This window comes from Micromonospora sp. NPDC051196 (assembly GCF_040682415.1).
GTDB lineage: Bacteria > Actinomycetota > Actinomycetes > Mycobacteriales > Micromonosporaceae > Micromonospora.
The window spans coordinates 151,870-173,641 of the sequence record NZ_JBFBAY010000011.1 but is presented as its reverse complement, the minus strand read 5'-3'; the positions used below and the strand labels follow the sequence as shown (position 1 = coordinate 173,641).

Below are 21,772 nucleotides of genomic sequence, written 5' to 3'. Positions count from 1 at the left end.
CACTGCCCGCCCCGGAGCGTTCGCCCGGGCCTGGGCCAAGGCGCTGTCGGGCACCAGCTACCTCCCGATGACGCACGCCCAACTGGAGACGCTGTTGCAGCGGCTCACCGATCAGCTGGCCGAGGCGTTGCGGACGGAGCCGCTCGACCTGCGCACGGGGCACCGGGTGGCGACCGAACTCGTCGCCGCGCACATCGCCTCCGCCGAGGCGCTCGGTCGTACCGTCGAGGTGATCCAACTCCGGCTGGTCCGCGACCTCGACCTGGTCGCCGACGACATCGCCGACCGGATGGCCCGGCTGCTCGCCGCGATCGCCACCGGCTACGCCCGCGCGCTGCGCGACCGGACGTTGGACGAGCAGGAGGCGATCCGGCGGGCCGCCCTGATCGCCCGGGCCGACGCGGAACGGGCGCTGCGGGCCAGCGAGGCACGCTTCCGGCACCAGGCCACCCACGACCCACTCACCGACCTGCCCAATCGGACGCTGTTCGCCGAACGGCTCGCCGCGGTCTGCACCGAGCACCGCGACGACGTCCACCGGGTCGGGCTGTGCTTCCTCGACATCGACCGGTTCAAACGGATCAACGACTCGTACGGGCACCAGATCGGCGACCGGGCGTTGGTGGCGGCGGCCCACCGGCTCAGCCGCGCCGTGGAACCTCACCTGGTGGCCCGCCTCGGCGGGGACGCCTTCATGATCCTCGTCGAACGCTCCACCGGCACCGGGGACGTGGTGGCGGTCGCCGAGTCGGCGCTGGCCGCCCTCGCCGAGCCGGTGCTGGTCGACGGGCACGACGTCACGGTCACCGCGAGTGTCGGCGTGGTGGAACGCCAGGTCGCCGGCACCACACCGGACGACCTGTGGCGGGCCGCCGGCAGCACGCTGCACTGGGCCAAGAGCGCCGGCGGTGCGGGCTGGGCGCTGTACGACGCCGAACGCGACAGCCGGGAGCAGGCTCGGCAGGCGCTCAGCGCGGCCATCCCCGGCGGGCTGGAGCGGGGCGAGTTCTACCTCGACTACCAGCCGTTGACCTCGTTGCAGGACGGTTCGGTGCTCGGGGTCGAGGCGTTGGTGCGTTGGCAGCATCCGCAGTTGGGGGTGCTGCGTCCGGACAGCTTCATCGGGCTGGCCGAGGAGACCGGGCTGATCGTGCCGCTCGGCTCCTGGGTGCTCGGCGAGGCCTGCCGGGAGGCGGTCGGCTGGTCGGCCGCCACCGGCGAACCGCCGTACGTCAGCGTCAACCTGGCCGTACGCCAGCTGCGCCGCCCCGACCTGGTGCAGGAGGTGTGCGGCCTGCTGCGGCGTACCGGCCTGCCACCGAACCGGCTCCAGCTGGAGATCACCGAGAGCATGATGATGAGCAGCGCCGAGGAGCCGGTGCGGGCCCTACGGGCGCTTGCCGACCTCGGGGTACGGATCGCCATCGACGACTTCGGCACCGGCTACAGCAACCTGGCCTACCTGCGGGACCTGCCGGTGACCGAGCTGAAGGTGGCCGGCGAGTTCGTCCGGGGCCTACGCGCCCCGGAGGCCGCCGACGAGCGGATCCTCGCCTCGCTGGTCTCGCTGGCCCACGCGCTGGACCTGACGGTGACCGCCGAGGGCGTGGAGACCGTCGGGCAGGCCGAACGGCTGCGCGCGATCGGCTGCGACGCCGGCCAGGGCTGGCACTTCGGCCGCCCCGCCCCCGCCGACCACATCCTCGCCCGCCTGCGCTGAGGTGTAAGGAAGGGCACCCTGTTAACGCCTGCGGTAGAGCAGGGGACCCCTGTTAACAGTCAGCTGTTCAACAGAGCGGTCAGGCGCTCGGCTTGGGTCTCCCAGCGCCATTCCCGTTCCACCCAGGCACGACCGGCCGCGCCGAAGGTACGCGCCAGGTCCCGGTCGGCGAGCAGGGTGGACACCCGGTCGGCGAGCTCGGCGAGATCCCGACCGTTGACGACGTACCCGGTCTCCCCCTGCCGCACCGCGTCCGGTGCCCCGCCGGAGTCACCGGCCACCACGGGCAGGCCGGTCGCCGACGCCTCCAGGTAGACGATGCCGAGCCCTTCCACGTCCAGGCCACGGTTGCGGGTACGGCAGGGCATGGCGTACACGTCACCGGCCGCGTAGTGGGCGGGTAGTTCGGCTGCGGGCACCGAGCCGGTGAAGACCACCTCCCGCTCGACGCCGACCTGACGGGCCAGCCGGGTCAGGGTCGCTCGGTACGGTCCGCCACCGACCACCAGCAGTGCCGCGTCGGGCACCCGGCGGCGGATCAGCGGCATCGCCCGGATCAGCATGTCCTGGCCCTTGCGGGGCACCAGCCGCGAGACGCAGACCACCACCGGCCGGTCGGTCAGTCCCAGCCGGTGTCGTACGTCGGTGCCGTCGACCGCCGGGTGATACAGCCCGGTGTCCACACCCGGGGCGAGTTGCCGCAGCTCGGTCAGCCCGTCCAGGGCGCGAGCCAGCCGGCTGCGGGTGTACTCCCCCAGGTAGGTGACCACGTCCGTGCCCCGACCGATGCGCCGTAGGGCGGTCCGGGCCAGCGGCAGCGCCGCCCAGCCCGCCTCGTGCCCGTGGGTGAGGGCGACCACCCGGCGTACGCCGGCCCGCCGGCGCAGCCCCGCGGCGAGCAGGCCCAGCGGGGCGGCCGCGCCGAACCAGACCTTGTCGCAGTCGTAGGCCCGAGCCAGCCGGGCGGCGCGGCGCGCCACCAGCGGGGTCGGCAGCAACATCCGGGTGCGCTCGCGGATCACCTCGAAGGGCTGGTCGGCGTCGAACTTGTCGGCGTCCGGCCAACTCGACGCGTACACCACGACCGAGCCCGCCGGCTGGCGTACCGCCAGGTTGTGTACGAACGACTGGATGCCACCGGGCCGGGGCGGGAAGTCGTTCGTGACCAGCAACGTGCGACCCATCAACCGGCCTTTCTGGCGTACGCGCGGGCGGCGGCGATCCGCTCCACGGTGGAGGGGTGGGAGGCCGAGTAGAGGTACTCCCATCGGGGCGGATCCGGGTCGGAGAGGTTGACCGAGGACAACCGCCGTTGCATCGACTCGAAGGCGGCCGGGTCACCGGTGAGCGCCAGCGCGTGCGCGTCGGCGCGGGCCTCGACCCGCCGCGACATCAACGCCTGCACCGGCGCGAAGACCAGACCGGTCACCGTGACCAGGGCGAGCAGCAGCCCGAACGCGCGCGGCTGGGCGACCGAGTCGACGCCGGCCAGGCGCAGCAGTGGCGGCCAGGAGCCGATCAGGTAGAGCGCCACCACGGCGGCTGCGGCGCCGAGCGCGCCGGTGAGGGTGCCGACCGGCACGTCCCGGTCCTTGGCGTGGCCGAGTTCGTGGGCGACCACGGCGGTCACCTCGGCGTCGGTCGCCTCCCGCAGCAGGTTGTCGTAGACCACCACCCGGCGGGTCGGGCCGAATCCCGAGACGTAGGCGTTGACCGCCCGGGTGCGCCGGGACGCGTCGGCGACCAGCACGTCGCGCACCGGTACGCCGTCGCGGGCGGCCAGGTCCATCAGCTGGGTACGCAGCGGCCCCGGCTCCATCGGGCTGAACCGGTTGAACACCGGCTCCACCAGCACCGGCAGCACGAAGGAGAGCAGCACCACCAGGGTCGCCGCCCCGGCCGCGCCGAACGCCCACCACCAACGGGGTGCCAGCCGCACGACGGTGTAGAAGCCGAGCAGCGCCACCGCGCCGATGACGGCACTGACCGCGTACGACTTGAGCAGGTCGACGGCCCAGCCACCCCAGCCGTTGGTGGCCAGCCCGTACCGGGTGAGCACGTTGTGGCGCCAGGCGGCGAACGGCAACGTCACCAGGTCGGCCACGAGCACCACGGCGAGCCCGCCGAGGATCGCCTGCGCGGTCCAGTGGTCACCGAAGGGGCGCCCGGCCAGCTCGATCAGGCGGCTGCCCAGCGGGGTGAGCCCGAGCGCGAGCGCCACCAGCAGCCCGACGCCGAGCGCCGCCCAGCTGCCGGGGCGCAGCGCCGAACGGAACTGCCGGGCCCGCTCCACCTGGTCGGCGGGCAGTTCCCGCAGTGCGGCGAGCTGGTCGGCGCGGGGCGCCGGCGGGCGGCTCCAGGGGATCAGCACCAGCACCGCCACCAGCACCGCGAGGCCGAGACCGGCCAGGGTGAGTACGGCCCAGCCGCGCGGACTCACCGGGCCGCCCCGCCCGGTTGCGGCGAGCCGCCGCAGCGACCGGGACCGGACCGGCCGTCCGCTCTGCGCCTCATACCGTCGCTCCTGTCGCCATGGGCGCCAATCCTATTGCCCGGCCCGCGCTGTCCCCCTTGCGAGTCGAGCACAGCCGCATCGATCAGGACCGGGACAGCCGCCGCAGCAGCGAGTCCGCGCCCAACGGGTACGCGCCGTGTCGGCGCACCCCGTCGGCGACCTCGCGGTCGGAGGAGACCACCACCACCGGACGGCCCGGCGGCTCGGCGCGGACCAGTCGGCGGATCAGCTCGTCGGCGGTTTCGCCCTTGCGGGAGAAGAGCACCCGCACCCCGCGTGGGGTGGGCGGCAGCCCGTGCATCCGTTCGGCTCCGTCGAAGACCACGGTGATCTCGTCACCGGTCTGCGCGGCGATCCCACCCAAGCCGGTGATCAGACGCTTGCGCTGCTGTTCCAGCGACATCTCGCCGAAGCCCCGCTTGGTGACGTTGTAGCCGTCGACCACCAGATGGGCGCGGGGCAGGGCGAGCAACTGGTCCAGCCGGGCCGGGTCGTCGGTGTCCCGGGCCCGGGCGGCGGCCCCGGTCGAGGTGGCCGTCGAGGAGTCGGCGAAGGAGTCCGCGACGAAGTCGGCGGGCAGCTTCTCCACCGGGTCCAGCGCCAGCTCCCGGCGTAGCCCGACGGCGGCCTGACCGATGGTCTCCAACAGCAGCCACAGGCGGGCGTCGTCGACCGAGCGGGCCTCCTTGGCGCTGGCCCGGGCCACGCCGGCCGTCGCCTCGGCCTCGGCCAGCCGGGCCCGGGCACGGCGCAACTCGGCGTCCGCGTCCGCCGCCGCCCGCGCGGCGCGGCCCCGCTCGGTGGCCAGCAACTCGCTCGCCTTACGCTCGCGTGCCTGACTCTCCCGCAGCGTACGGGCCAGCTGACGGGATTCCTCGCGCAGCTGGCCCAGTTCCTCGCGGACCCGGGCCAGTTCGTCGCGCAGCTTGTCGGCCTCGACACGGGCCACCGCGCGGTCGTGTTCGGCCCGGGTGGCCCGCTGCTCGGCCTGGCGGACCAGTTCGGCCACCACGGCGGTGTCCGCCTCAGCGCGCACGACCGCACCGCTGGCCTCGATCAGCTGGCGCCAACCGCGCGGCCGGGCCAGGTAGGCCAGGGCAGCCACCTCGACCGGGTCGGCGGCGGCGGGGGCCGTCCCCTCGATGACGGCGGCGCCCAGGTCACCGGCGTCGGCCAGTACGCGGGCGGTGACCCGCTGGCGGAACAGCGGGTCGGCGGTGAGTTGGGCGGCGATCACCGGCGCGCCGAGGCGGGCCCGCCGGTTGGGGGCGAACTTGGCGACCCGACGCAGCGGCACGGGCACCTCGTCGGCCGGCAGGCCGGGCAGCACGGTGGCGGTGAGCGAAACGATCCGCTGCCGAACCGGCTCGGGCAGGATCGGCTCCGGCTCCGGCGGCTCCGCCGCATCACCGTCGGCAGCAATCTCCGCTCGGGACGATCCGCCGTCGGCAGCGGTCTCGGTGGGGGCGGTCCCGGCAGGATCGCCGTCGGCAGCGGCCTCGACGCGCGGCGTGTCGGCCGGGGCGTCGGGAGCGGGCACATCAGCGGCGTCACCGGCAGCCGGCACCGCGACGACCTGCTCCTCCTGGGAGAGGTTGTCGTCGTGCGGCTCGGTGAGGGGCATGTGGCAAGTCTCCCACCGCGACCGGGCCCACCGCCCGGTGAGTGAGCCGATCTCTCATCCTAGACCGGTGGTGGCGAATGGGGCCGGTGGGGCGCGAGTGTCGGACGGGGCGGTTACCGTGCCGCCGATGGCAGCACAGGAGTACCTCCAGCCGGCACTGGCCGGACTCGACCCGGCCACCGACGGTGTCGACCCGGCGCTGCCGCTGTACGCGACGACGTTCGTGGTGGTCGACCTGGAGACCACCGGCGGGGCACCGGACGGCGGGGGCATCACCGAGATCGGCGCGGTGAAGGTGCGCGGCGGCGAGGAGTTGGGAGTGTTGGCCACCCTGGTCAATCCGGGTGTGCCGATTCCACCGTTCATCACCGTGCTGACCGGCATCACCGAGGCGATGCTGCTGCCCGCGCCACCGATCGAACAGGTGCTGCCGAGCTTTCTGGAGTTCGTCTCCGATGCCGTGCTGGTCGCCCACAACGCGCCGTACGACGTGGGGTTCCTCAAGGCCGCCTGCGCCAGGCACGGCTATCGCTGGCCGAACCCCCGGGTGCTGGACACCGCCGCGCTGGCCCGGCGGGTGTTGCTGCGCGACGAGGTGCCCAACCGCAAACTCGGCACGCTGGCCGCCTACTTCCGGGCCGGCACCACGCCGACCCACCGGGCGTTGGACGATGCCCGGGCGACCGTGGACGTGCTGCACGGGCTGATCGGGCGGCTCGGCGGTCACCGGGTCGACACCATCGGCGAGGCCATCGAGTTCGCCCGTGCGGTCACCCCGACCCAGCGCCGCAAGCGGCACCTGGCCGAGGGTCTGCCCCGCTCTCCCGGGGTCTACATCTTCCGGGCCGCCGACGACCGTCCCCTTTACGTCGGCACCTCACGCGACATCGCCACCCGGGTCCGCAGCTACTTCACCGCAGCGGAGAAACGCGCCCGGATCTCGGAGATGCTGGCCGCCGCCGAGCGGGTCGAGGCGCTGGAGTGCGCCCACTCGCTCGAGGCGGAGGTCCGTGAGCTGCGGCTGATCGGGGCGCACGCGCCGCCGTACAACCGGCGGTCGAAATATCCGGAGCGGGTGGTCTGGCTGAAGCTGACCGACGGGCCCTACCCCCGACTGTCCGTGGTGCGGGAGATCTCCCCCGACGACCGCGCCTACCTCGGGCCGTTCTCCTCGCGGCGGACGGCGGAGCTGGCCGCCGCCGGCTTCCACGACGCGGTGCCACTGCGCCAGTGCACCCACCGGCTGTCGTTGCGCACCGTCACGCCGGCCTGCGCGCTGGCTGAGCTGGGCCGCTGCCCGGCACCCTGCGAGCACCGGATCACCCCGCAGGAGTACGACGCGGTCGCGGTGACGCCGTTCGCCGAGGCCACCACCGGCGACCCCCGGCCGGTGGTGGACGCCCTGCTCGCCCGGATCGAGGCGCTGGCGGCCGACCAGCGCTACGAGGATGCGGCGGTGCTGCGGTCGCGGCTGGTGGCGGTGCTGCGCGCGACCGTACGCATGCAACGGCTGGCCGCGCTGACCGGGATCGCCGAGTTGGCCGCCGCCCGACCGGCCGTGACCGGCGGCTGGGAGCTGGCCCTGATCCGGCACGGTCGGCTGGCCGGAGCCGGGGTCAGTCCGCCCGGGGTCCACCCTCGACCGACCCTGGCCACCATCCGAGCCACCGCCGAGACGGTGTCGGCCGGGCACGGCCCGGTCCCGGCGGCCAGTCCGGAGGAGTCCGAGCGGATCCTGTCCTGGTTGGAACGGCCGGAGACCCGACTCGTCGAGATGTCGGCCGGTTGGGCCTCCCCGGTGCGCGGCGCGGGCCGGTTCCGTGACCTGCTGACCAAGGCCGAGAGCGCAGCGTCCCATCAACTCTGGTCCGAACGCCCATGAGCAACTGTCCGATCGGACTACGTCGACTCACTTAGTCTGTTAAGGAAGTGCAGTCCTGCCCGTTTCGAGGTTCTGTTCCCGGTTGTCGGTTCTCCGATGCGCCGGAGCGGAAGTGAGGGGGTGTCCCACGTGGACGTCGACGCCGGACGCGGCGGCGCCCTGGGGGGCGCACTTCCCGCACAGCCGGGTGAGCTGCCACTCGCCCGCCGGCTACGGTCGCTGCTGACCTGGCCGACCGCCGACACCGAGCCGGTGGGTCAGCTGGTCCGCACCCACCGCAGCATCCACTCCGGTGCCGATCCCGCGGTGCTGCGCCGGTCGTACACCATCGCGGAGAACATGCATCGCGGCCAGTTCCGCAAGAGCGGGGAGCCGTTCATCACCCACCCGCTCGCGGTCGCCCAGATCTGCGCCGAGCTGGGCATGGACACCACCACGCTGGTCGCGGCGCTGCTGCACGACACGGTGGAGGACACCCGCTACACGTTGCAGGCCCTCGCCGAGGACTTCGGCCACGAGGTGGCCCACCTCGTCGACGGGGTGACCAAATTCGACAAGGCGTTCTACGGTCAGGCCGCCGAGGCGGAGACCATCCGCAAGATGATCATCGCAGCCGGCAAGGACGTCCGGGTTCTGATCATCAAGCTGGCCGACCGGCTGCACAACATGCGCACCCTGGGCGTACGCTCGGCGGCCTCCCGGGAACGGATCGCCCGCAAGACCTTGGAGGTACTGGTACCGCTCTGTGACCGGCTGGGCATCCAGACCCTCAAACGGGAGCTGGACGACGTGGTGCTGCTGCACCTGGAGCCGGAGGAGCACGCCCGCATCGCCCGACACGTGCACGACCGCCCCGGCTGGGACAGCTACCTCACCGACGTGGTGGCCCAGGCCAAGGTGGCGCTGCGGCGAAGCCGGGTCGACGCCCAGGTCGCCCCCCGACCCCGGCACCTCTACTCGATCTGGAAGGACACCGTCGCCGGCGGCCACACCGTGCCGTACGACCTGCCCCGCATCACCGTCGTGGTGGACGGCCCGGCCACCGACTGCTACGCGGCCCTCGGCGCCATCCACGGGCTGTGGCGGCCGGTTCCCGGCCGCTTCAAGGACTTCATCGCCTCCCCGAAGAACAACCTCTACCGCTCCCTGCACACCAGTGTCTGCGGCCCACGCGACCGTACGGTGGAGGTGCTGATCCGCACCGAGGAGATGCACCGCTCCGCCGAGTACGGGGTGGCCGCCGACTTCCGCTTCCCCCGCCCGGGTTGCGCGCCGACGGCCCGCGCCGGACAGCTCGACTGGCTGCGCCGGGTGCTGGACTGGGAACAGGACGCGGCCGATCCGGCGCAGTTCCTCCAGTCGTTGCGCTGCGACCTGGCCGAGGCGCAGATCCAGGTGGTCGCCGAGGGCCGGCAGATCGTCCTGCCGGCCGGGGCGACCCCGGTGGACCTGGCCTACGAACTGGGCACCGACCGGGGCGAGCGATGTCTCGCCGCCCGGATCAACGGTCGGCTGGTCCCGCTCTCCTCCGAGTTGGAGGAGGGTGACGTCGTCGAGATCTTCACCGAGACCGACGGGGAGAGCGGCCTCGACGCCGAGGTCGCCCCGCGCGGCCCGCGCCGCGAGTGGCTCGGCTTCGTCAAGTCACCGCACGCGCAGATGCAGATCAACCGCTGGTTCGCCGAGCACAGCGAACCGGGCATCTCGATCAGCGACAAGGTCCGGCTCGGGCGTGCCACCATCGGGCTCGCCCTGCGCAAACACAACCGAGGGTTGGCCAGCGACCTGCCGCTGCTGCGGTTGTCGGAGGAACTCGGCTACCCCGATCTGGAGACTTTGCTGGTCGCGGTCTTCGATCGGGTGCTTGAGCCGGACGCCGTCGTACGCCAACTCATCGACCTCGTCGACCACCGGCAGTGACGCGACCACCGACAGCGACGCACCGCGCTCCCCGGGCGCGAGCACGGCTCGCGGCCACTAGCCTGAAGCGATGATCCCCCGCTCGCGTCGCATCGGACGCGCCGTCGCCTACCAGGTCTTCTACCGGCTGCCGCCGATGGTACGACGCCGGCTGGTGCGCCTGGCCGTGCCGAAGTACATCGTCGGCGCGGTGACCCTGGTCCACGACAGCGAGGCCGAGGGTGCCGGCCGGCTGCTGCTGCTCCGCCAGCCGCCGGGCCGGGGCTGGTCGCTCCCGGCCGGGCTGCTGCAACGCGGCGAGAACCCGGCCGTGGGTGCGGCCCGCGAACTGCACGAGGAAGCGGGCGTACGACTCTCGCCCACCCAGCTGACTCCGGCGTCCCCCAACGCGGTCGTGCACGCCAAGGGCTGGGTGGACGTGGTCTTCACCGCCGAGGTCCCGGCGTCGAGCACCACGCTGACCGTGGACGGGGCGGAGGTCTTCGAGGCCGCCTGGCACCCGCTGGACGACCTGCCCAAGCTGACCTGGCCCACCGCGCGGCTGCTCGCCTACTACGACATCGGCCCGCTGGCTGGACAGTTCCCGCCGCCGCTGCCCGACGCCCTGCCATGACCGACCTGGCCGGCGACGCGGCTGGCGACCCGGGCTTCGACGGCGCGCATGGTGACAGTTCAGCCGTGGTGGGCCGCCACGGCGGTGACCTCTGCGCCGTGGTGCTCGCCGCCGGCGAGGGCACCCGGCTGCGCCCGCTGACCGAGCGGCTACCCAAGGCGCTCTGCCCGGTAGGCAACGTGTCGCTGTTGGATCGCGCGCTCGCCCGGCTCGCCGGGCTCGGCCTTACCGGGCCGCAGCGGGTCGCCGTCAACGCCTGCTACCTCGGTGACCAGGTGATCGACCGGGTCGGCACGAGGGCCCACCTCTCGGTGGAGCAGGGCAGTCCGCTCGGCACCGCCGGCGGCGTGGGCAGACTGCGGGACTGGATCGCCGGTCGGGGCGTACTGGTCGGCAACGCCGACGCGTACCTCGCCGATCCGATGTCGCCACCCGGGCCCGACATCGCCGCGCTGTTGCACGACTGGGACGGCGAGTCGGTACGCCTGCTCGGTCAGCCGGCGCCCGACCCGAGGGCACCGGGCACCTTCGACGGGTACGTCTTCACCGGCTTCTCGCTGCTGCCCTGGCGGATGGTCCGGGATCTGCCGCCGGTCTTCGGTGATCTGGTCCGGGCGGTGTGGCGCCCGGCCGAGGCCGCCGGCCGGCTGACCGTGGTCCCCTACCGCGGGACCTTCTACGACACCGGCACCCCGGCCGATTATCTCGCCGCGAACCTGCATGCCGCCGGTGACGACAGTCTGGTCGATCCGAGCGCCACGGTCACCGGTAGCTACCACCGTTCGGTGATCGGCGCGGGCGCCACGGTACGCGGCACGGTGACCCGCTGTGTGCTCTGGCCCGGTGCCACCGTCGGCGCCGACGAGCACCTGCACGACGTGATCCGAGTGGACGACGACCTGACCGTCCCGGCGGTCTGAACGCAGGCGGGCCCTAGCATGGGCGAGGAACACCGACGAACGGAGAACCTCCAGTGATCACCGCGATCGTGCTGATCGACTGCGCCACCGACTCGATCCCCGAGGTCGCCGAGGCTCTGGCCAACCTGCCCGGGGTGAGCGAGGTCTACTCGGTGGCCGGGCACGTGGATCTGATCGCCATGGTGCGGGTCCGCGAGTTCGACGAGATCGCGCAGGTGATCGCGGGCAGCATTTCCAAGGTGCCCGGCGTGCTCAACACCGAGTCACACATCGCCTTCCGCGCCTACTCCCGCCACGACCTGGAAGAAGCCTTCGCCATCGGCCTCGCCTAACCCCTCCCCCCCTTCCCCCGCCCCTCTTTCCTCCGCGATCATGCACTTCTGGTCGCCGGAATGCACTTTTTGCCTGCTTTGTGCCGACAAAAAGTGCAAGATCGACGGGGACGGGCGGGCAGGGAAGGGGGAGGGAGGGCGGGAGAGGGGCGGGAGGGAGGAGATGGCCGGCCCAGCCTGGGCGGGCTGGGCCGGCTTTGCGTACCGTCGGGGTCAGCTCTGCTGGGGCGCCGGGCTTTCGGTGACGGTGCCGCCCGGAGCCGGGGCCTCCTCGGTGAAGGTCCCGCCCGGGGTCGGCGTGGTGCCACCCGGAGCCGGGACGGTACCGCCCGGGCTGGGCGTGCCGCTCGGGCTGGCCTCCGGCACCGGGATGCCGAGTTCCTCGGCCAACTGCACCAGGGCGTCGTAGTGCGCCTGCAGGACCGGCAGCGCGGTCTGCGCCAGCTGGACCACCTGGGTTTCGGTACCCTGCGAGATCTCCGTCTGGGTGGCCTGGATGGCCTGCAGGTGACCGGCCAGCCCCTGGGTCACCCAGAGCCGGTCGAACTCCTCACCACTGGCGTTGTTCAGCTGGTCGAGAGCCGTCCGCTGATCAGGAGTGGGCTCGTTCGGCAACTGGACGTTGAGTTGCCCGGCCAGGTCCTTCACCTGCTGGTCCAGATCCTTGTGATCGGTGACGATCATTTGCGCGAGGTCCTTGACCTGCTGGTTCTGCGCCTTCTTCTGGGCCAGCTCGCCGGCCTTGACCTCGTACAGGTTGACTTGGTGGATCGCTTGCAGGTACTGGGTGTCCTGCTCCGACGGTTGCGCCGCCGCCTGCGCTGCTGCGGCGGGTGCCACACCCACCAGCACCAGTGCGGCCAGCAGGCCGAGGCGTTTGATACCCAACATGCTTCCTCCCCGTTGAGACGTTGGACCGCACGGATACCCGGCTGACCGGGGTTATTCCTGCGATCCGGGGACTGGCGGGAAGCCCCGACGAGGTGGTGAAGGGCGGGAAAAGGACGTGGCGCCCGCCGGAATCATCCGGCGGGCGCCACGTCCCACTTGCGGTCCGACTCAGCTGCGGCTGTCCCCGCTGCCGATCTCCTCGCGCTCGGCGCGGGCCTCGACCGGCGGGTGCCCCGGCGAGACCGGCGCCTCGGCCGGCTTCTCCATCGGGTAGAAGAAGCCCCGGATGGCGGGACCGAGCGCCCCGAGCCGGTTCATCTTCTTCGGTACGACCCAACCGGCGTACGGCAGCTCACCATGCTCGCCACCCGAGCTGAGCGGCTGGTGCACCTCGACGAACCGACCGTCCGGCAGGCGCCGGATGATGCCGGTCTCCACGCCGTGGGCCAGCACCTCCCGGTCGTGCTGTTGCAGGCCGAGGCAGAGCCGGTAGGTGACGTAGTACGCCACCGGCGGCAGAACCAGCAGACCGATCCGGCCGGCCCAGGTCATCGCGTTCAGGCTGATGTGGAACTTGTCGGCGATGACGTCGTTCGCGCCGGTCAGGGTCAGGATCACGTAGAACGTGATGGCCATCATGCCCAGGGCGGTACGGAACGGCACGTCGCGGGGACGCTGGAGCAGGTTGTGGCTCCGGTAGTCCTTGAGGTAGCGGGCCTCCATGAACGGATAGAACAGGGAGAGCATGACCAGGATGCCGGGTAGCACCACGGTCGGCCAGAACAGCGGCGGAATCACGTATCCGTCGCCGATCGGGATGAAGATCTCCCAGTCCGGCATCAACCGGGTCGAGCCGTCCAGGAACATGACGTACCAGTCGGGCTGGCTGGCCGCGGAGACCACCCACGCCTCGTACGGGCCGAACAGCCAGACCGGGTTGATCTGGAACAGACCGCCCATCAGCGCGATCACGCCGAAGACGACCATGAAGAAGCCGCCCTGCTTGATCGCGTACCGGGGGAACATCCGCTCGCCGACGACGTTGCCGTTGGTCCGGCCCGGACCCGGCCACTGGGTGTGCTTCTGCTTGAAGACCAGCCCCAGGTGGACGCTGATCAGCGCGACCAGCAGGCCCGGGATGAGCAGCACGTGGGCGATGAAGAACCGGCTGATGATGATCGTGCCGGGGAACTCGCCGTTGAAGACCGAGGACGTCACCCAGGACCCGATCACCGGGATGGAGAGCATGATCGCCGAGGCGATCCGCAGGCCGGTGCCGGACAGGCCGTCGTCCGGCAGCGAGTAGCCGGTGAAGCCGGCCAGGAAGCCGACCCAGAACAGCAGCGAACCGATGATCCAGTTGGTCTCCCGCGGCTTGCGGAACGCGCCGGTGAAGAAGATCCGGAGCATGTGCACCACGATCGCGGCCATGAACAGCAGCGCGGACCAGTGGTGCATCTGCCGCATGATCAGGCCGCCCCGGACGTCGAACGAGATGTCCAGGGTCGAGGCGTACGCGGCCGACATCGGCGTGCCCCGCAGCGGGGCGTAGCTGCCGTTGTAGATGACCTCGGTCATCGCCGGCTCGAAGAAGAACGTCAGGAAGACACCGGTCAGCAGCAGGACGATGAACGAGAAGAGCGCGATCTCGCCGAGCAGGAACGACCAGTGGTCCGGGAAGACCTTGTTCAGCAGCCGGCGCAGCGGGGTCGCCACCTGGAAGCGCTCGTCGACCGCCCGGCCGGTCTTGGCGGGCATCGCTGCCATGTCAAACTTGCGCCGCTTCACGGCCGCTCCCAGAAGTCGGGCCCGACGGGTTCGGTGTAGTCGGACTTCGCCACGAAGAAGCCCTCAGCGTCCACCTCGATCGGCAACTGCGGCAGTCGCCGGCTAGCCGGACCGAAGATGGGCTTGGCGTTGTCGGTGATCAGGAACTGCGACTGGTGGCACGGGCAGAGCAGCCGGTTGGTCTGCTGCTCGTACAGGCTCGCGGGGCAGCCCGCGTGCGTGCAGATCTTCGAGTAGGCGGCGAAGTTGCCCCACATGTAGTCGCCGTGGCCCACCCGCTCGTTGTTGCGACGCGACTGCTCGGCGTCGGCCTCACGCAGGTGGATCAGCAGGGTCGGCGAGTCGGCGTGCAGGTTGCTCACCCCGTGCTCGATCCCGGGGAAGACGGTGATCTGGCCACCCGAGCTGATGTCCGCCGGCCGGATCGGGCGGCCGTCCTCGCGTACCAACCGGATCTTCTGGCCGTCCTGCGGGCTGAAGCCGGTGGTCATCATCTGGTTGTCCTTGTGCGGGTCGGAGATCAACCCACCCACCAGCGGCGCCGCGGCGACCGCACCGACCGGTGCCAGACCGGCCAGCAGCGACACGCCGAGCAGCGGACGGCGCTTCACGCCCAGCTCGTCGGCCATGTACGCCATCGTCTGGCCGGTGATCTTCTGGTCCTCGGCTGAGACGCCCTCGTGCCGGTCCTGGATCGACACCTCCTTGGGCAGCAGCTTCTTGCCCCAGGTGAGGATGCCGAAGCCCAGGCCCAGCAGGGCGACACCGAGCGTGAGGCCGAGCAGCGGGGTGTAGAGCTTGTCGCCGCCGCGACCCATCTCGTACTCCCAGGGCCACCAGATGTAGACCACCAGGAAGGCCGTCGCCGCCAGGCCGGTGAGCAGGAACATCGCGGCCACCGTACGGACCAGCCGACGCTCGGCCTTGCTGCCCGGCGTGACCTGCGGCTCGTAGTGGACGATCTCGATGTCGTCCCGGCGAGCGCCCTCACGGACGATGTCGAACTGGCTCAGCCGGGGGTCGTTCACGTCGACCTGCTCGTGGCCCGGGTGGGCCGTGTGGGTGCTCATGCCGCCACCTCGCTCCGCTCGGCGCCGGCACGTGGCGGCACCACAGCACTGACTCGGGAGATCAGCTTGGTCACGACTTGCCCGCGATCCACAGGCTGGTGAAGACCAGCGCGACGATGCCGACCAGGAAGATCGCCACGCCCTCGGTCGAGGGACCGTAACGGCCCAGGTTGAACACGCCGCCCGGGTCGGCGTCGTTCTTCAGGGACTGCTGGATGTAGGCGATGATGTCCGCCTTCTGCTCCGGCGTGATCTGGTTGTCGCCGAACACCGGCATGTTCTGCGGGCCACTCAGCATCGCCGCGTAGATCTGCCGGTCGGTGGCCGGCGCGAGGCTCGGCGCGTACTTGCCGGAGGAGAGGGCACCGCCGCCGCCGCTGAACGCGTGGCACTGCGAGCAGTTGATCCGGTAGAGCTCGCCACCGATCGCGACGTTGCCGTCGGCGTGCAGGTTGTCACCGGCCGGCACGACCGGGCCGCCACCCAACTCCTGGATGTACGCGGCCAACTGGTCGATCTCGTCGCGGGTGAACACCTCGGGCTTGCGAGCCGCCTGGGCCTCCTGCCGGGCCATCGGCATCCGGCCCGTGCTGACCTGGAACTCGACCGAGGCCGCGCCGACGCCGACGAGGCTCGGCCCGCGCCCCTCGACCCCCTGCGCGTTGCGACCGTGACAGGTCACACAACTCACGTCGAACAGCGCCTTGCCGTCGGCGGCGGCACTGCTCAACGGCGGATTGTCCTGCGCCGACGCGCTCGGGGCGAGAAGCGTGTACGCGCCGCCGGCCAGCATCAACGCGGCGACCAGCCGGACCGCGGCACCCAGCCGGCGGCGGCCCCTGCTGCGCGCCACGGGCCGCCCGCGCAACCGCGCGAGCAGACCGCGTCGGCGGTCGTTGTCAGAAGTCATGAGCTGTGTCCTTAACCGGTTGGACCTTGTCTCAGGGGGTGGAGCAGCGGCGCGCGGGCGCCAAGATCACTGAAGCCAGTAGATCATGGCGTAGAGCCCGATCCACACGACGTCGACGAAGTGCCAGTAGTACGACACGACGATCGCCGAGGTGGCCTGCGCCGGGGTGAACCGGCCCATGGTGGTGCGGATCATGAAGATCACGAAGGCGATCAGGCCACCGATCACGTGCAGGCCGTGGAAGCCGGTGGTCAGGTAGAACATCGAGCCGTAACCGTCTTCGTTGATCTTGATGCCGTGGTGCACCAGCTCGCGGTACTCGTTGGCCTGGCCCATCACGAAGATCAGGCCCATCACGAAGGTGATCGTGAACCAACGCCGCAGTGCGTGCACGTCACCCCGCTCGGCCGCGAACACGCCGATCTGGCAGGTGATCGAGGAGAGCACCAGGATCACCGTGAAGGTCGTCGCGTACGGAACGTTGAGCACCGCGGTGTGCTTCTCCCACTGCTCCGGCGCCGCCGCGCGGATGGAGAAGTACATCGCGAACAGCGCCGCGAAGAACATGAGTTCGCTGGAGAGCCAGACGATCGTCCCGACGCTGACCATGTTGGGGCGCGTCAGAGAGTGGATCCGGCTCTTGTCAATGGCTGGGGCCGCAGTCACGCGGTCATTATTGCCCTTGACCACGGCCGGCGATCAGCGGGGGGCCAAACCCGAGTACACATGGCCCGATCGGTACCGTCCGGTTCGCCTGACCTAGGCTGATTGGCGTGCTGCACGTCGATCCGATCTTCCCGGCCGTACCGGCCGCGCCGCAGCTCACGGCAGGCCTACCCGGCCCGGGTGGCGCGGCCGTGCTGGCGGCCGAGGCCACCCCGCCGCCGTTCTCGGTGACCACGGTGGTCACCGAGGCCCGGCTGGACAACTGGCTCGCCGTCGTCCTGGTGCTCGCCGCCGCCCTCTACCTCTACGGGGTGCACCGCCTGCGGATACGCGGCGACCGCTGGCCGATCGCGCGTACGATCTTCTTCCTCGGGCCCGGTCTCGGCGGCATCGCCTCGGTCACCCTCACCGGCCTGGGCGCGTACGACACCACACTGCTGTCGGTGCACATGGTCCAGCACATGGTGCTGTCCATGATCTCGCCGATCTTCCTGGCGTTGGGTGCACCGGTGACCCTGGCCCTGCGGACACTGCCGCCCGTCCCACGCAAGCGGCTGCTCGCGGTGGTGCACAGTCGGATCGCCCGGATCTACAGCTTCCCGCTGGTGGCGTTCGCCATCTTCGTGGTCAACCCGTTCGCGCTCTACTTCACCGACCTGTACCGCTACACGCTGGAACACGCCTGGGCGCACGAACTGGTGCACGCGCACTTCATCATGACCGGCTGCGTGTTCTTCTGGCCGCTGCTCGGCCTGGACCCGCTGCCGGGACGCTGGCCGCACCCCGCTCGTGCCCTGCTGATGCTGCTGTCGGTGCCGTTCCACACCGTGCTCGGCCTGACCATCATGCAGAGCAGCACCCTCTTCGGCGGCGACTGGTACCCCTCCCTGGGGCTGAGCTGGGCCGATCCGTGGGAGGACCAGGTCCTCGCCGGTGGCATCCTGTGGGCCGGTGGCGAGTTCGTCAGTGTGACGATGCTCGCCGTCCTGGTCGTGCAGTGGATGCGTCACGCCGAACGGGAGGCCCGCCGGGTCGACCGCGAACTGGACCGCCAGGAGGCCCGCCAGCGTGCCGCCGAGGCCACCGGCTGACCTCGCCGACCGTAACGGGGGGCGTGCGGCACAGAGCACGTCGACCGGTACGATCGGCCACGCAGCTACGAGGTGAAAGCCGTCTCGAAGCCATCAGCGGGCGGGTCACCCGGCTCGCCGCGATCGTCGGTGGCGAGCGGCAGGAAAGCGAAGCGGAGTGTCGGCATGAGCGATCGTCTGTGCACCGTCCTGCTCTACAGCGACGACCCGCAGGTACGGGACCGGATGCGGCTCGCCGTCGGCACCCGCCCTGCGGCCGACCTGCGCATCGAGTTCGTCGAGGCGGCCACCTACGCCGAGTGCGTCCGGCTGGTCGACGACTACGAGATCGACCTGATGCTGCTCGACGGCGAGGCCTCCCCCGGTGGCGGCATCGGCATCGCCCGGCAGATCAAGGACGACTTCGAGAAGGCTCCCCCGACCTGTGTGGTGATCGCCCGCGCCGCCGACCGATGGCTCGCCGCGTACGCCGAGGTCGACGCCACCCTGGTGCACCCGCTCGACCCGGTGACCGCCGCCGCCACGGTGACCGAACTGCTGCGGACGCACGCGCCCGCCTGACGTTCCGCACCGGCACCGCCACGGCGCCGGACGAGCCGGCGCCGGTCCCCCCACCCGCACTCGTCTGCTCGGGAGGCCCGCAATGGGCGAACGGACCTGGCCGCACCTGCTCACCGCGCTGCTGCGCGGGGAGGAACTCTCCGCCGCCGACACCGCCTGGGCGATGGGCGAGATCATGTCCGGCTCGGCGGCGCCCGCCCAGATCGCCGGCTTCGCCGTGGCGCTACGCGCCAAGGGCGAGACGCCGGCCGAGTTGGGCGGGCTGGTGGAGGCGATGCTGCGCCGCGCCGTCCCGGTGGAGCTGCCCGATGAGGTACGCGCCAGCGCACTGGACGTGGTCGGTACCGGCGGAGACCTCGCCCACACGGTGAACATCTCCACCATGACCGCACTGGTCGTCGCCGGTGCCGGGGTACGCGTGGTCAAGCACGGCAACCGGGCCGCCTCGTCCTCCTGCGGCACCGCCGACCTGCTGGAGTTTCTCGGCGTACCGCTGGATCTCGGCCCTGAGCAGGTGGCCCGGTGTGTGGCCGAGGTGGGCATCGGCTTCTGCTTCGCCGCCCGGTTCCACCCCGGGATGCGCCACGCCGGCCCGGTCCGGCGGGAGTTGGGTGTGCCGACCGCGTTCAACTTCCTCGGCCCGCTGACCAATCCGGCGCGTCCCCGCTCCGGCGCGGTCGGCTGCTTCGACGCGACGATGGCTCCGGTGATGGCCGCAGTGTTCGCCGCCCGGGGCGACTCGGTACTGGTGATACGCGGCGAGGACGGCCTGGACGAGTTCAGCACCGCCGCGCCGACCCGGTTCTGGGTCGCCCAGGGCGGCACCGTCAGGGAAGCCCTGGTCGACGCGACCGACCTCGGGATACCCCGGGCCACCCTCGCTGACCTGCGGGGCGGCGACGCCGCGTACAACGCGCAGGTGGCCCATCGCCTGCTCGCCGGTGAGCCCGGCCCGGTCCGCGACGCCGTCCTGGTCAACGCCGCCGCGGCGCTGGCCACCCAGGGCCCGCTGGACGGTGACCTGACCACCGCGCTGCGCGCCGGTCTGGACCGGGCCGCCGAGTCGATCGACTCCGGTGCCGCCGCCCGCACCCTCGACCAGTGGGTCAAGGTCGCCCGCGCGGCCTGAGCACCCGCGGGTTGTGGCTGCGGCAGAAGTGTCAGGGCGACGTGGGAAACTACAGACGAGTAATTCCCACGATCATCGGCGACCAGCGCCGCGACGGCCGACCCGGGTGCCGTACCCGTTTGTGAGCACCGTCGCGACCAGCCGAGCGGGAGGAGTCATCATGGCCGAGCGCGAGTTGTACTGCGACACCTGCGAGGACCGCCAACTGTTCGAGGTACCGCCCTGCCTCGACGGCCACGGCTCCACCTGCCCCGAACTGGCCTGCACCCGCTGCGGCACCGCCATCCTCCTCGCCGCGCCCCTTCCCATCCCCCACCAGCACCTTCACCAACACCCCACCCCCCGCCGCGCCGCCTAACCCACCCCACCCCTCCCCTCCCTCCCCCGCCCCACCCTCCGCGCCCTCCGCGCCCTCGCCTCTCCGCGCCGATCTTGCACTTTCGGTCTCCGCAAAGTGCCTATTCAGGACATAAGCGCGACCAAAACTGCAAGATCGACGGGCAGAGCGGCGTTGACGGGGCAGAGCGGCGTTGACGGGGCAGAGCGGCGTCGACGGGCAGGGTGGCCGGGGTGTGCGGCGACGGGGGCGGAGGAGGCAGGTGCGCGAAGGGCCCGCCTCCGGAGGAGGCGGGCCCTTCGTACTGCGTACGCGTGGGTGTCAGTGTTCGGCGGTGCGGCGGGTGCCCGTGTAGTACTCGAACAGCAGGCCGCAGGCGGCGAAGATGACCGCAACCGCGCCGAGGCCGAGCAGCCACATCTGCCAGAACACCAGGCCCAGGCCGGCGATCGTGGCGGCCAGCGCCAAGCCGAACGGCCAGTAGCTGCCCGGGCTGAAGAAGCCGATCTCGCCCGCGCCGTCGGCGATCTCACCGTCCGGCCGGTCCTCCGGACGCAGGTCGATGCGGCGCGAGACGAACCAGAAGAAGCCGCCGCACATCGAGCAGAGCAGGAACGACAGCAGCAGGGCCACCGTGCCGATCCACTCGACACGACCATCCGAATCGGCCCAGGTCCAGCCGCCGTACAGGACGGCCGCGAAGAGCAGGAACGCGGCAATGGTCAGGAAGATGCGCCACTCGGTCTTCATGCCCGTTGCCTCAGCTTCCCGCGCCGACGGGCGCGCTGCCCTGGTTGAAGTTGTCCTGGGTACGCCGGGTCTCGAACGGCTTGGTGGTCACCGCGTACGGTTCCTCGCCGATCGAGGTCAACGCCTCCTGCGTCGAGGCGCCGTCCTGCTTGGCCGCCAGGAAGCGGTCGAAGTTCTCCGGCGAGACGACCCGCAGCTCGAAGTTCATGAAGGCGTGGTAGCTGCCGCACAGCTCGGCGCAGCGGCCCACGTACGCGCCCTCGGACTCCAGTGAGGAGACCTCGAAGACGTTGCGGATGCTGCCGGGCATGACGTCGCGCTTGAACAGCATCTCCGGCACCCAGAAGGAGTGGATGACGTCCTTGCTGGTCTCCTCGAACCGGATGGACCGGTTGCTCGGCAGCACCAGGATCGGGATGACCTCGCTGGTGCCCAGCACCGAGGCGGTGGTGTTGGCGTCGACGCCCTGGCCGTCGCGGTAGTTGAACTGCCAGTTCCACTTGAAGGCGACCACCTCGACCGTCACGTCGGGGTTGCGGGTGGTCTTCACCACGTCGGTCTGCACGATCGCGGTGTAGTAGAAGAGCACGGCGACGATCAGCACCGGCGCGATGGTGTAGAGGAACTCCATCGGCAGGTTGTAGCGGGTCTGCACGGGCAGCTCGTTGCCACGCTTGCGGTAGCGCACGACGCACCAGAAGATCAGGCCCCAGACGAAGACACCGACCGCGAGCGCCGCGATGCACGAGGCGATCCACAGGTCGTACATCCGCCGGGCCTCCGGGGTGATGCCACCCTGCGGCCAGCCGAAGCCCCCGAACGCCGCGCCGACATCACAGCCCGTGAGCAGGACCAGCAGCGCCGCCCCGCCGAATCCGAGCCCGGCGAGACGCCCGGCACGACGCCCCCGCCGAACACCGGCTCCCGGGGATGCGCTGCGCCGTACGGCCGTCGGCCGTACCTCCGAACTCCTTGCGACCACCTGGTCCTGCCTCCCTAGCGCGCCGCGGTGTCTTCCTCGATCTGGCTGTCTCCGCCGAGCGGAGCCGCCAC

At 71.2% G+C, this 21,772-nt stretch carries 20 protein-coding genes; 10 read left to right on the top strand and 10 right to left on the bottom strand.

Annotated features, from left to right (window positions below):
- The first annotated feature begins 67 nt into the window (after positions 1–67).
- The gene (locus tag AB0M35_RS21510) at positions 68–1,720 is read left to right on the top strand and encodes a bifunctional diguanylate cyclase/phosphodiesterase (RefSeq protein ID WP_363747369.1); all 1,653 of its coding nucleotides are present in this window, start codon (positions 68–70) and stop codon (positions 1,718–1,720) included.
- Between the two features lie 59 nt (positions 1,721–1,779).
- On the opposite strand, the gene AB0M35_RS21505 is transcribed toward AB0M35_RS21510, so the two are convergent.
- The 3 genes from AB0M35_RS21505 to AB0M35_RS21495 form a co-directional block, all read right to left on the bottom strand.
- On the bottom strand, positions 1,780–2,904 hold the full coding sequence (locus AB0M35_RS21505; RefSeq protein ID WP_363747330.1) for a glycosyltransferase family 4 protein: 1,125 nt from the start codon (positions 2,902–2,904) through the stop codon (positions 1,780–1,782).
- Positions 2,904–4,160, bottom strand: coding sequence for a M48 family metallopeptidase (locus AB0M35_RS21500; RefSeq protein WP_363747329.1), 1,257 nt, complete (start codon positions 4,158–4,160; stop codon positions 2,904–2,906). The genes AB0M35_RS21505 and AB0M35_RS21500 overlap by 1 nt, the downstream gene beginning before the upstream one ends.
- A gap of 157 nt (positions 4,161–4,317) precedes the next feature.
- Positions 4,318–5,859, bottom strand: a complete 1,542-nt coding sequence (locus AB0M35_RS21495; RefSeq protein WP_363747328.1) for an NYN domain-containing protein — start codon at positions 5,857–5,859, stop codon at positions 4,318–4,320.
- A gap of 127 nt (positions 5,860–5,986) precedes the next feature.
- Between AB0M35_RS21495 and AB0M35_RS21490 the strand changes: the two genes are divergently transcribed.
- The 5 genes from AB0M35_RS21490 to AB0M35_RS21470 all read left to right on the top strand — a co-directional run bounded on the left by AB0M35_RS21490 (position 5,987) and on the right by AB0M35_RS21470 (position 11,526).
- Complete coding sequence (locus AB0M35_RS21490; protein WP_363747327.1) at positions 5,987–7,741, top strand: DEDD exonuclease domain-containing protein; 1,755 nt, start codon at positions 5,987–5,989, stop codon at positions 7,739–7,741.
- Positions 7,742–7,870: 129 nt separating this feature from the next.
- Entirely contained in the window at positions 7,871–9,661 is a 1,791-nt protein-coding gene (locus AB0M35_RS21485) for an HD domain-containing protein (protein WP_363747368.1), read from the top strand.
- Between the two features lie 70 nt (positions 9,662–9,731).
- On the top strand, positions 9,732–10,274 hold the full coding sequence (locus AB0M35_RS21480) for an NUDIX domain-containing protein (protein WP_363747326.1): 543 nt from the start codon (positions 9,732–9,734) through the stop codon (positions 10,272–10,274).
- Entirely contained in the window at positions 10,271–11,194 is a 924-nt protein-coding gene (locus tag AB0M35_RS21475) for a sugar phosphate nucleotidyltransferase (RefSeq protein WP_363747325.1), read from the top strand. Before AB0M35_RS21480 ends, AB0M35_RS21475 begins: the two co-directional genes overlap by 4 nt.
- A gap of 53 nt (positions 11,195–11,247) precedes the next feature.
- Complete coding sequence (locus AB0M35_RS21470; RefSeq protein ID WP_363747324.1) at positions 11,248–11,526, top strand: Lrp/AsnC ligand binding domain-containing protein; 279 nt, start codon at positions 11,248–11,250, stop codon at positions 11,524–11,526.
- A 213-nt stretch (positions 11,527–11,739) separates the two neighbouring features.
- Here the strand turns inward: AB0M35_RS21470 and AB0M35_RS21465 are convergent, their stop codons facing one another.
- The 5 genes from AB0M35_RS21465 to AB0M35_RS21445 form a co-directional block, all read right to left on the bottom strand.
- Positions 11,740–12,417, bottom strand: a complete 678-nt coding sequence (locus AB0M35_RS21465; RefSeq protein WP_363747323.1) for a DUF4142 domain-containing protein — start codon at positions 12,415–12,417, stop codon at positions 11,740–11,742.
- A 168-nt stretch (positions 12,418–12,585) separates the two neighbouring features.
- A complete protein-coding gene (locus tag AB0M35_RS21460) occupies positions 12,586–14,205 on the bottom strand; it encodes a cytochrome b N-terminal domain-containing protein (RefSeq protein ID WP_363747322.1) in 1,620 nt (539 codons plus the stop codon).
- Entirely contained in the window at positions 14,202–15,275 is a 1,074-nt protein-coding gene (locus AB0M35_RS21455; RefSeq protein ID WP_363747321.1) for a Rieske 2Fe-2S domain-containing protein, read from the bottom strand. The genes AB0M35_RS21460 and AB0M35_RS21455 overlap by 4 nt, the downstream gene beginning before the upstream one ends.
- Before the next feature lie 70 nt (positions 15,276–15,345).
- Positions 15,346–16,185, bottom strand: coding sequence for a cytochrome c (locus AB0M35_RS21450; RefSeq protein ID WP_363747320.1), 840 nt, complete (start codon positions 16,183–16,185; stop codon positions 15,346–15,348).
- Positions 16,186–16,251: 66 nt separating this feature from the next.
- Entirely contained in the window at positions 16,252–16,851 is a 600-nt protein-coding gene (locus tag AB0M35_RS21445) for a heme-copper oxidase subunit III (RefSeq protein ID WP_363747319.1), read from the bottom strand.
- A 191-nt stretch (positions 16,852–17,042) separates the two neighbouring features.
- Between AB0M35_RS21445 and AB0M35_RS21440 the strand changes: the two genes are divergently transcribed.
- From AB0M35_RS21440 to AB0M35_RS21425, 4 genes are all read left to right on the top strand, one after another.
- Positions 17,043–17,942, top strand: a complete 900-nt coding sequence (locus AB0M35_RS21440) for a cytochrome c oxidase assembly protein (protein ID WP_363747367.1) — start codon at positions 17,043–17,045, stop codon at positions 17,940–17,942.
- 165 nt (positions 17,943–18,107) lie between these two features.
- Positions 18,108–18,503, top strand: a complete 396-nt coding sequence (locus tag AB0M35_RS21435; protein ID WP_363747318.1) for a hypothetical protein — start codon at positions 18,108–18,110, stop codon at positions 18,501–18,503.
- Between the two features lie 82 nt (positions 18,504–18,585).
- Complete coding sequence (gene trpD, locus AB0M35_RS21430) at positions 18,586–19,632, top strand: anthranilate phosphoribosyltransferase (protein WP_363747317.1); 1,047 nt, start codon at positions 18,586–18,588, stop codon at positions 19,630–19,632.
- A gap of 160 nt (positions 19,633–19,792) precedes the next feature.
- Positions 19,793–19,990: a hypothetical protein gene (locus AB0M35_RS21425; protein ID WP_363747316.1), complete on the top strand. Its 198-nt coding sequence runs from the start codon at positions 19,793–19,795 to the stop codon at positions 19,988–19,990.
- A gap of 300 nt (positions 19,991–20,290) precedes the next feature.
- On the opposite strand, the gene AB0M35_RS21420 is transcribed toward AB0M35_RS21425, so the two are convergent.
- On the bottom strand, positions 20,291–20,719 hold the full coding sequence (locus AB0M35_RS21420; protein WP_363747315.1) for a cytochrome c oxidase subunit 4: 429 nt from the start codon (positions 20,717–20,719) through the stop codon (positions 20,291–20,293).
- 10 nt (positions 20,720–20,729) lie between these two features.
- Positions 20,730–21,701 (bottom strand): cytochrome c oxidase subunit II, encoded by a 972-nt coding sequence (gene coxB, locus AB0M35_RS21415; RefSeq protein WP_363747314.1) that lies wholly within the window; start codon positions 21,699–21,701, stop codon positions 20,730–20,732.
- Between the last annotated feature and the right edge of the window lie 71 nt (positions 21,702–21,772).

Bases quoted from the DNA above. Each gene is read 5' to 3' on its own strand.
- AB0M35_RS21475 (WP_363747325.1), top strand. From the start codon at position 10,271: ATGACCGACCTGGCCGGCGACGCGGCTGGCGACCCGGGCTTCGACGGC.
- AB0M35_RS21425 (WP_363747316.1), top strand. From the start codon at position 19,793: ATGGCCGAGCGCGAGTTGTACTGCGACACCTGCGAGGACCGCCAACTG.
- AB0M35_RS21490 (WP_363747327.1), top strand. From the start codon at position 5,987: ATGGCAGCACAGGAGTACCTCCAGCCGGCACTGGCCGGACTCGACCCG.
- AB0M35_RS21495 (WP_363747328.1), bottom strand. From the start codon at position 5,859: ATGCCCCTCACCGAGCCGCACGACGACAACCTCTCCCAGGAGGAGCAG.
- trpD (WP_363747317.1), top strand. From the start codon at position 18,586: ATGGGCGAACGGACCTGGCCGCACCTGCTCACCGCGCTGCTGCGCGGG.
- AB0M35_RS21435 (WP_363747318.1), top strand. From the start codon at position 18,108: ATGAGCGATCGTCTGTGCACCGTCCTGCTCTACAGCGACGACCCGCAG.
- AB0M35_RS21450 (WP_363747320.1), bottom strand. From the start codon at position 16,185: ATGACTTCTGACAACGACCGCCGACGCGGTCTGCTCGCGCGGTTGCGC.
- AB0M35_RS21455 (WP_363747321.1), bottom strand. From the start codon at position 15,275: ATGAGCACCCACACGGCCCACCCGGGCCACGAGCAGGTCGACGTGAAC.
- AB0M35_RS21505 (WP_363747330.1), bottom strand. From the start codon at position 2,904: ATGGGTCGCACGTTGCTGGTCACGAACGACTTCCCGCCCCGGCCCGGT.
- AB0M35_RS21510 (WP_363747369.1), top strand. From the start codon at position 68: ATGACGCACGCCCAACTGGAGACGCTGTTGCAGCGGCTCACCGATCAG.
- AB0M35_RS21420 (WP_363747315.1), bottom strand. From the start codon at position 20,719: ATGAAGACCGAGTGGCGCATCTTCCTGACCATTGCCGCGTTCCTGCTC.
- AB0M35_RS21480 (WP_363747326.1), top strand. From the start codon at position 9,732: ATGATCCCCCGCTCGCGTCGCATCGGACGCGCCGTCGCCTACCAGGTC.
- AB0M35_RS21465 (WP_363747323.1), bottom strand. From the start codon at position 12,417: ATGTTGGGTATCAAACGCCTCGGCCTGCTGGCCGCACTGGTGCTGGTG.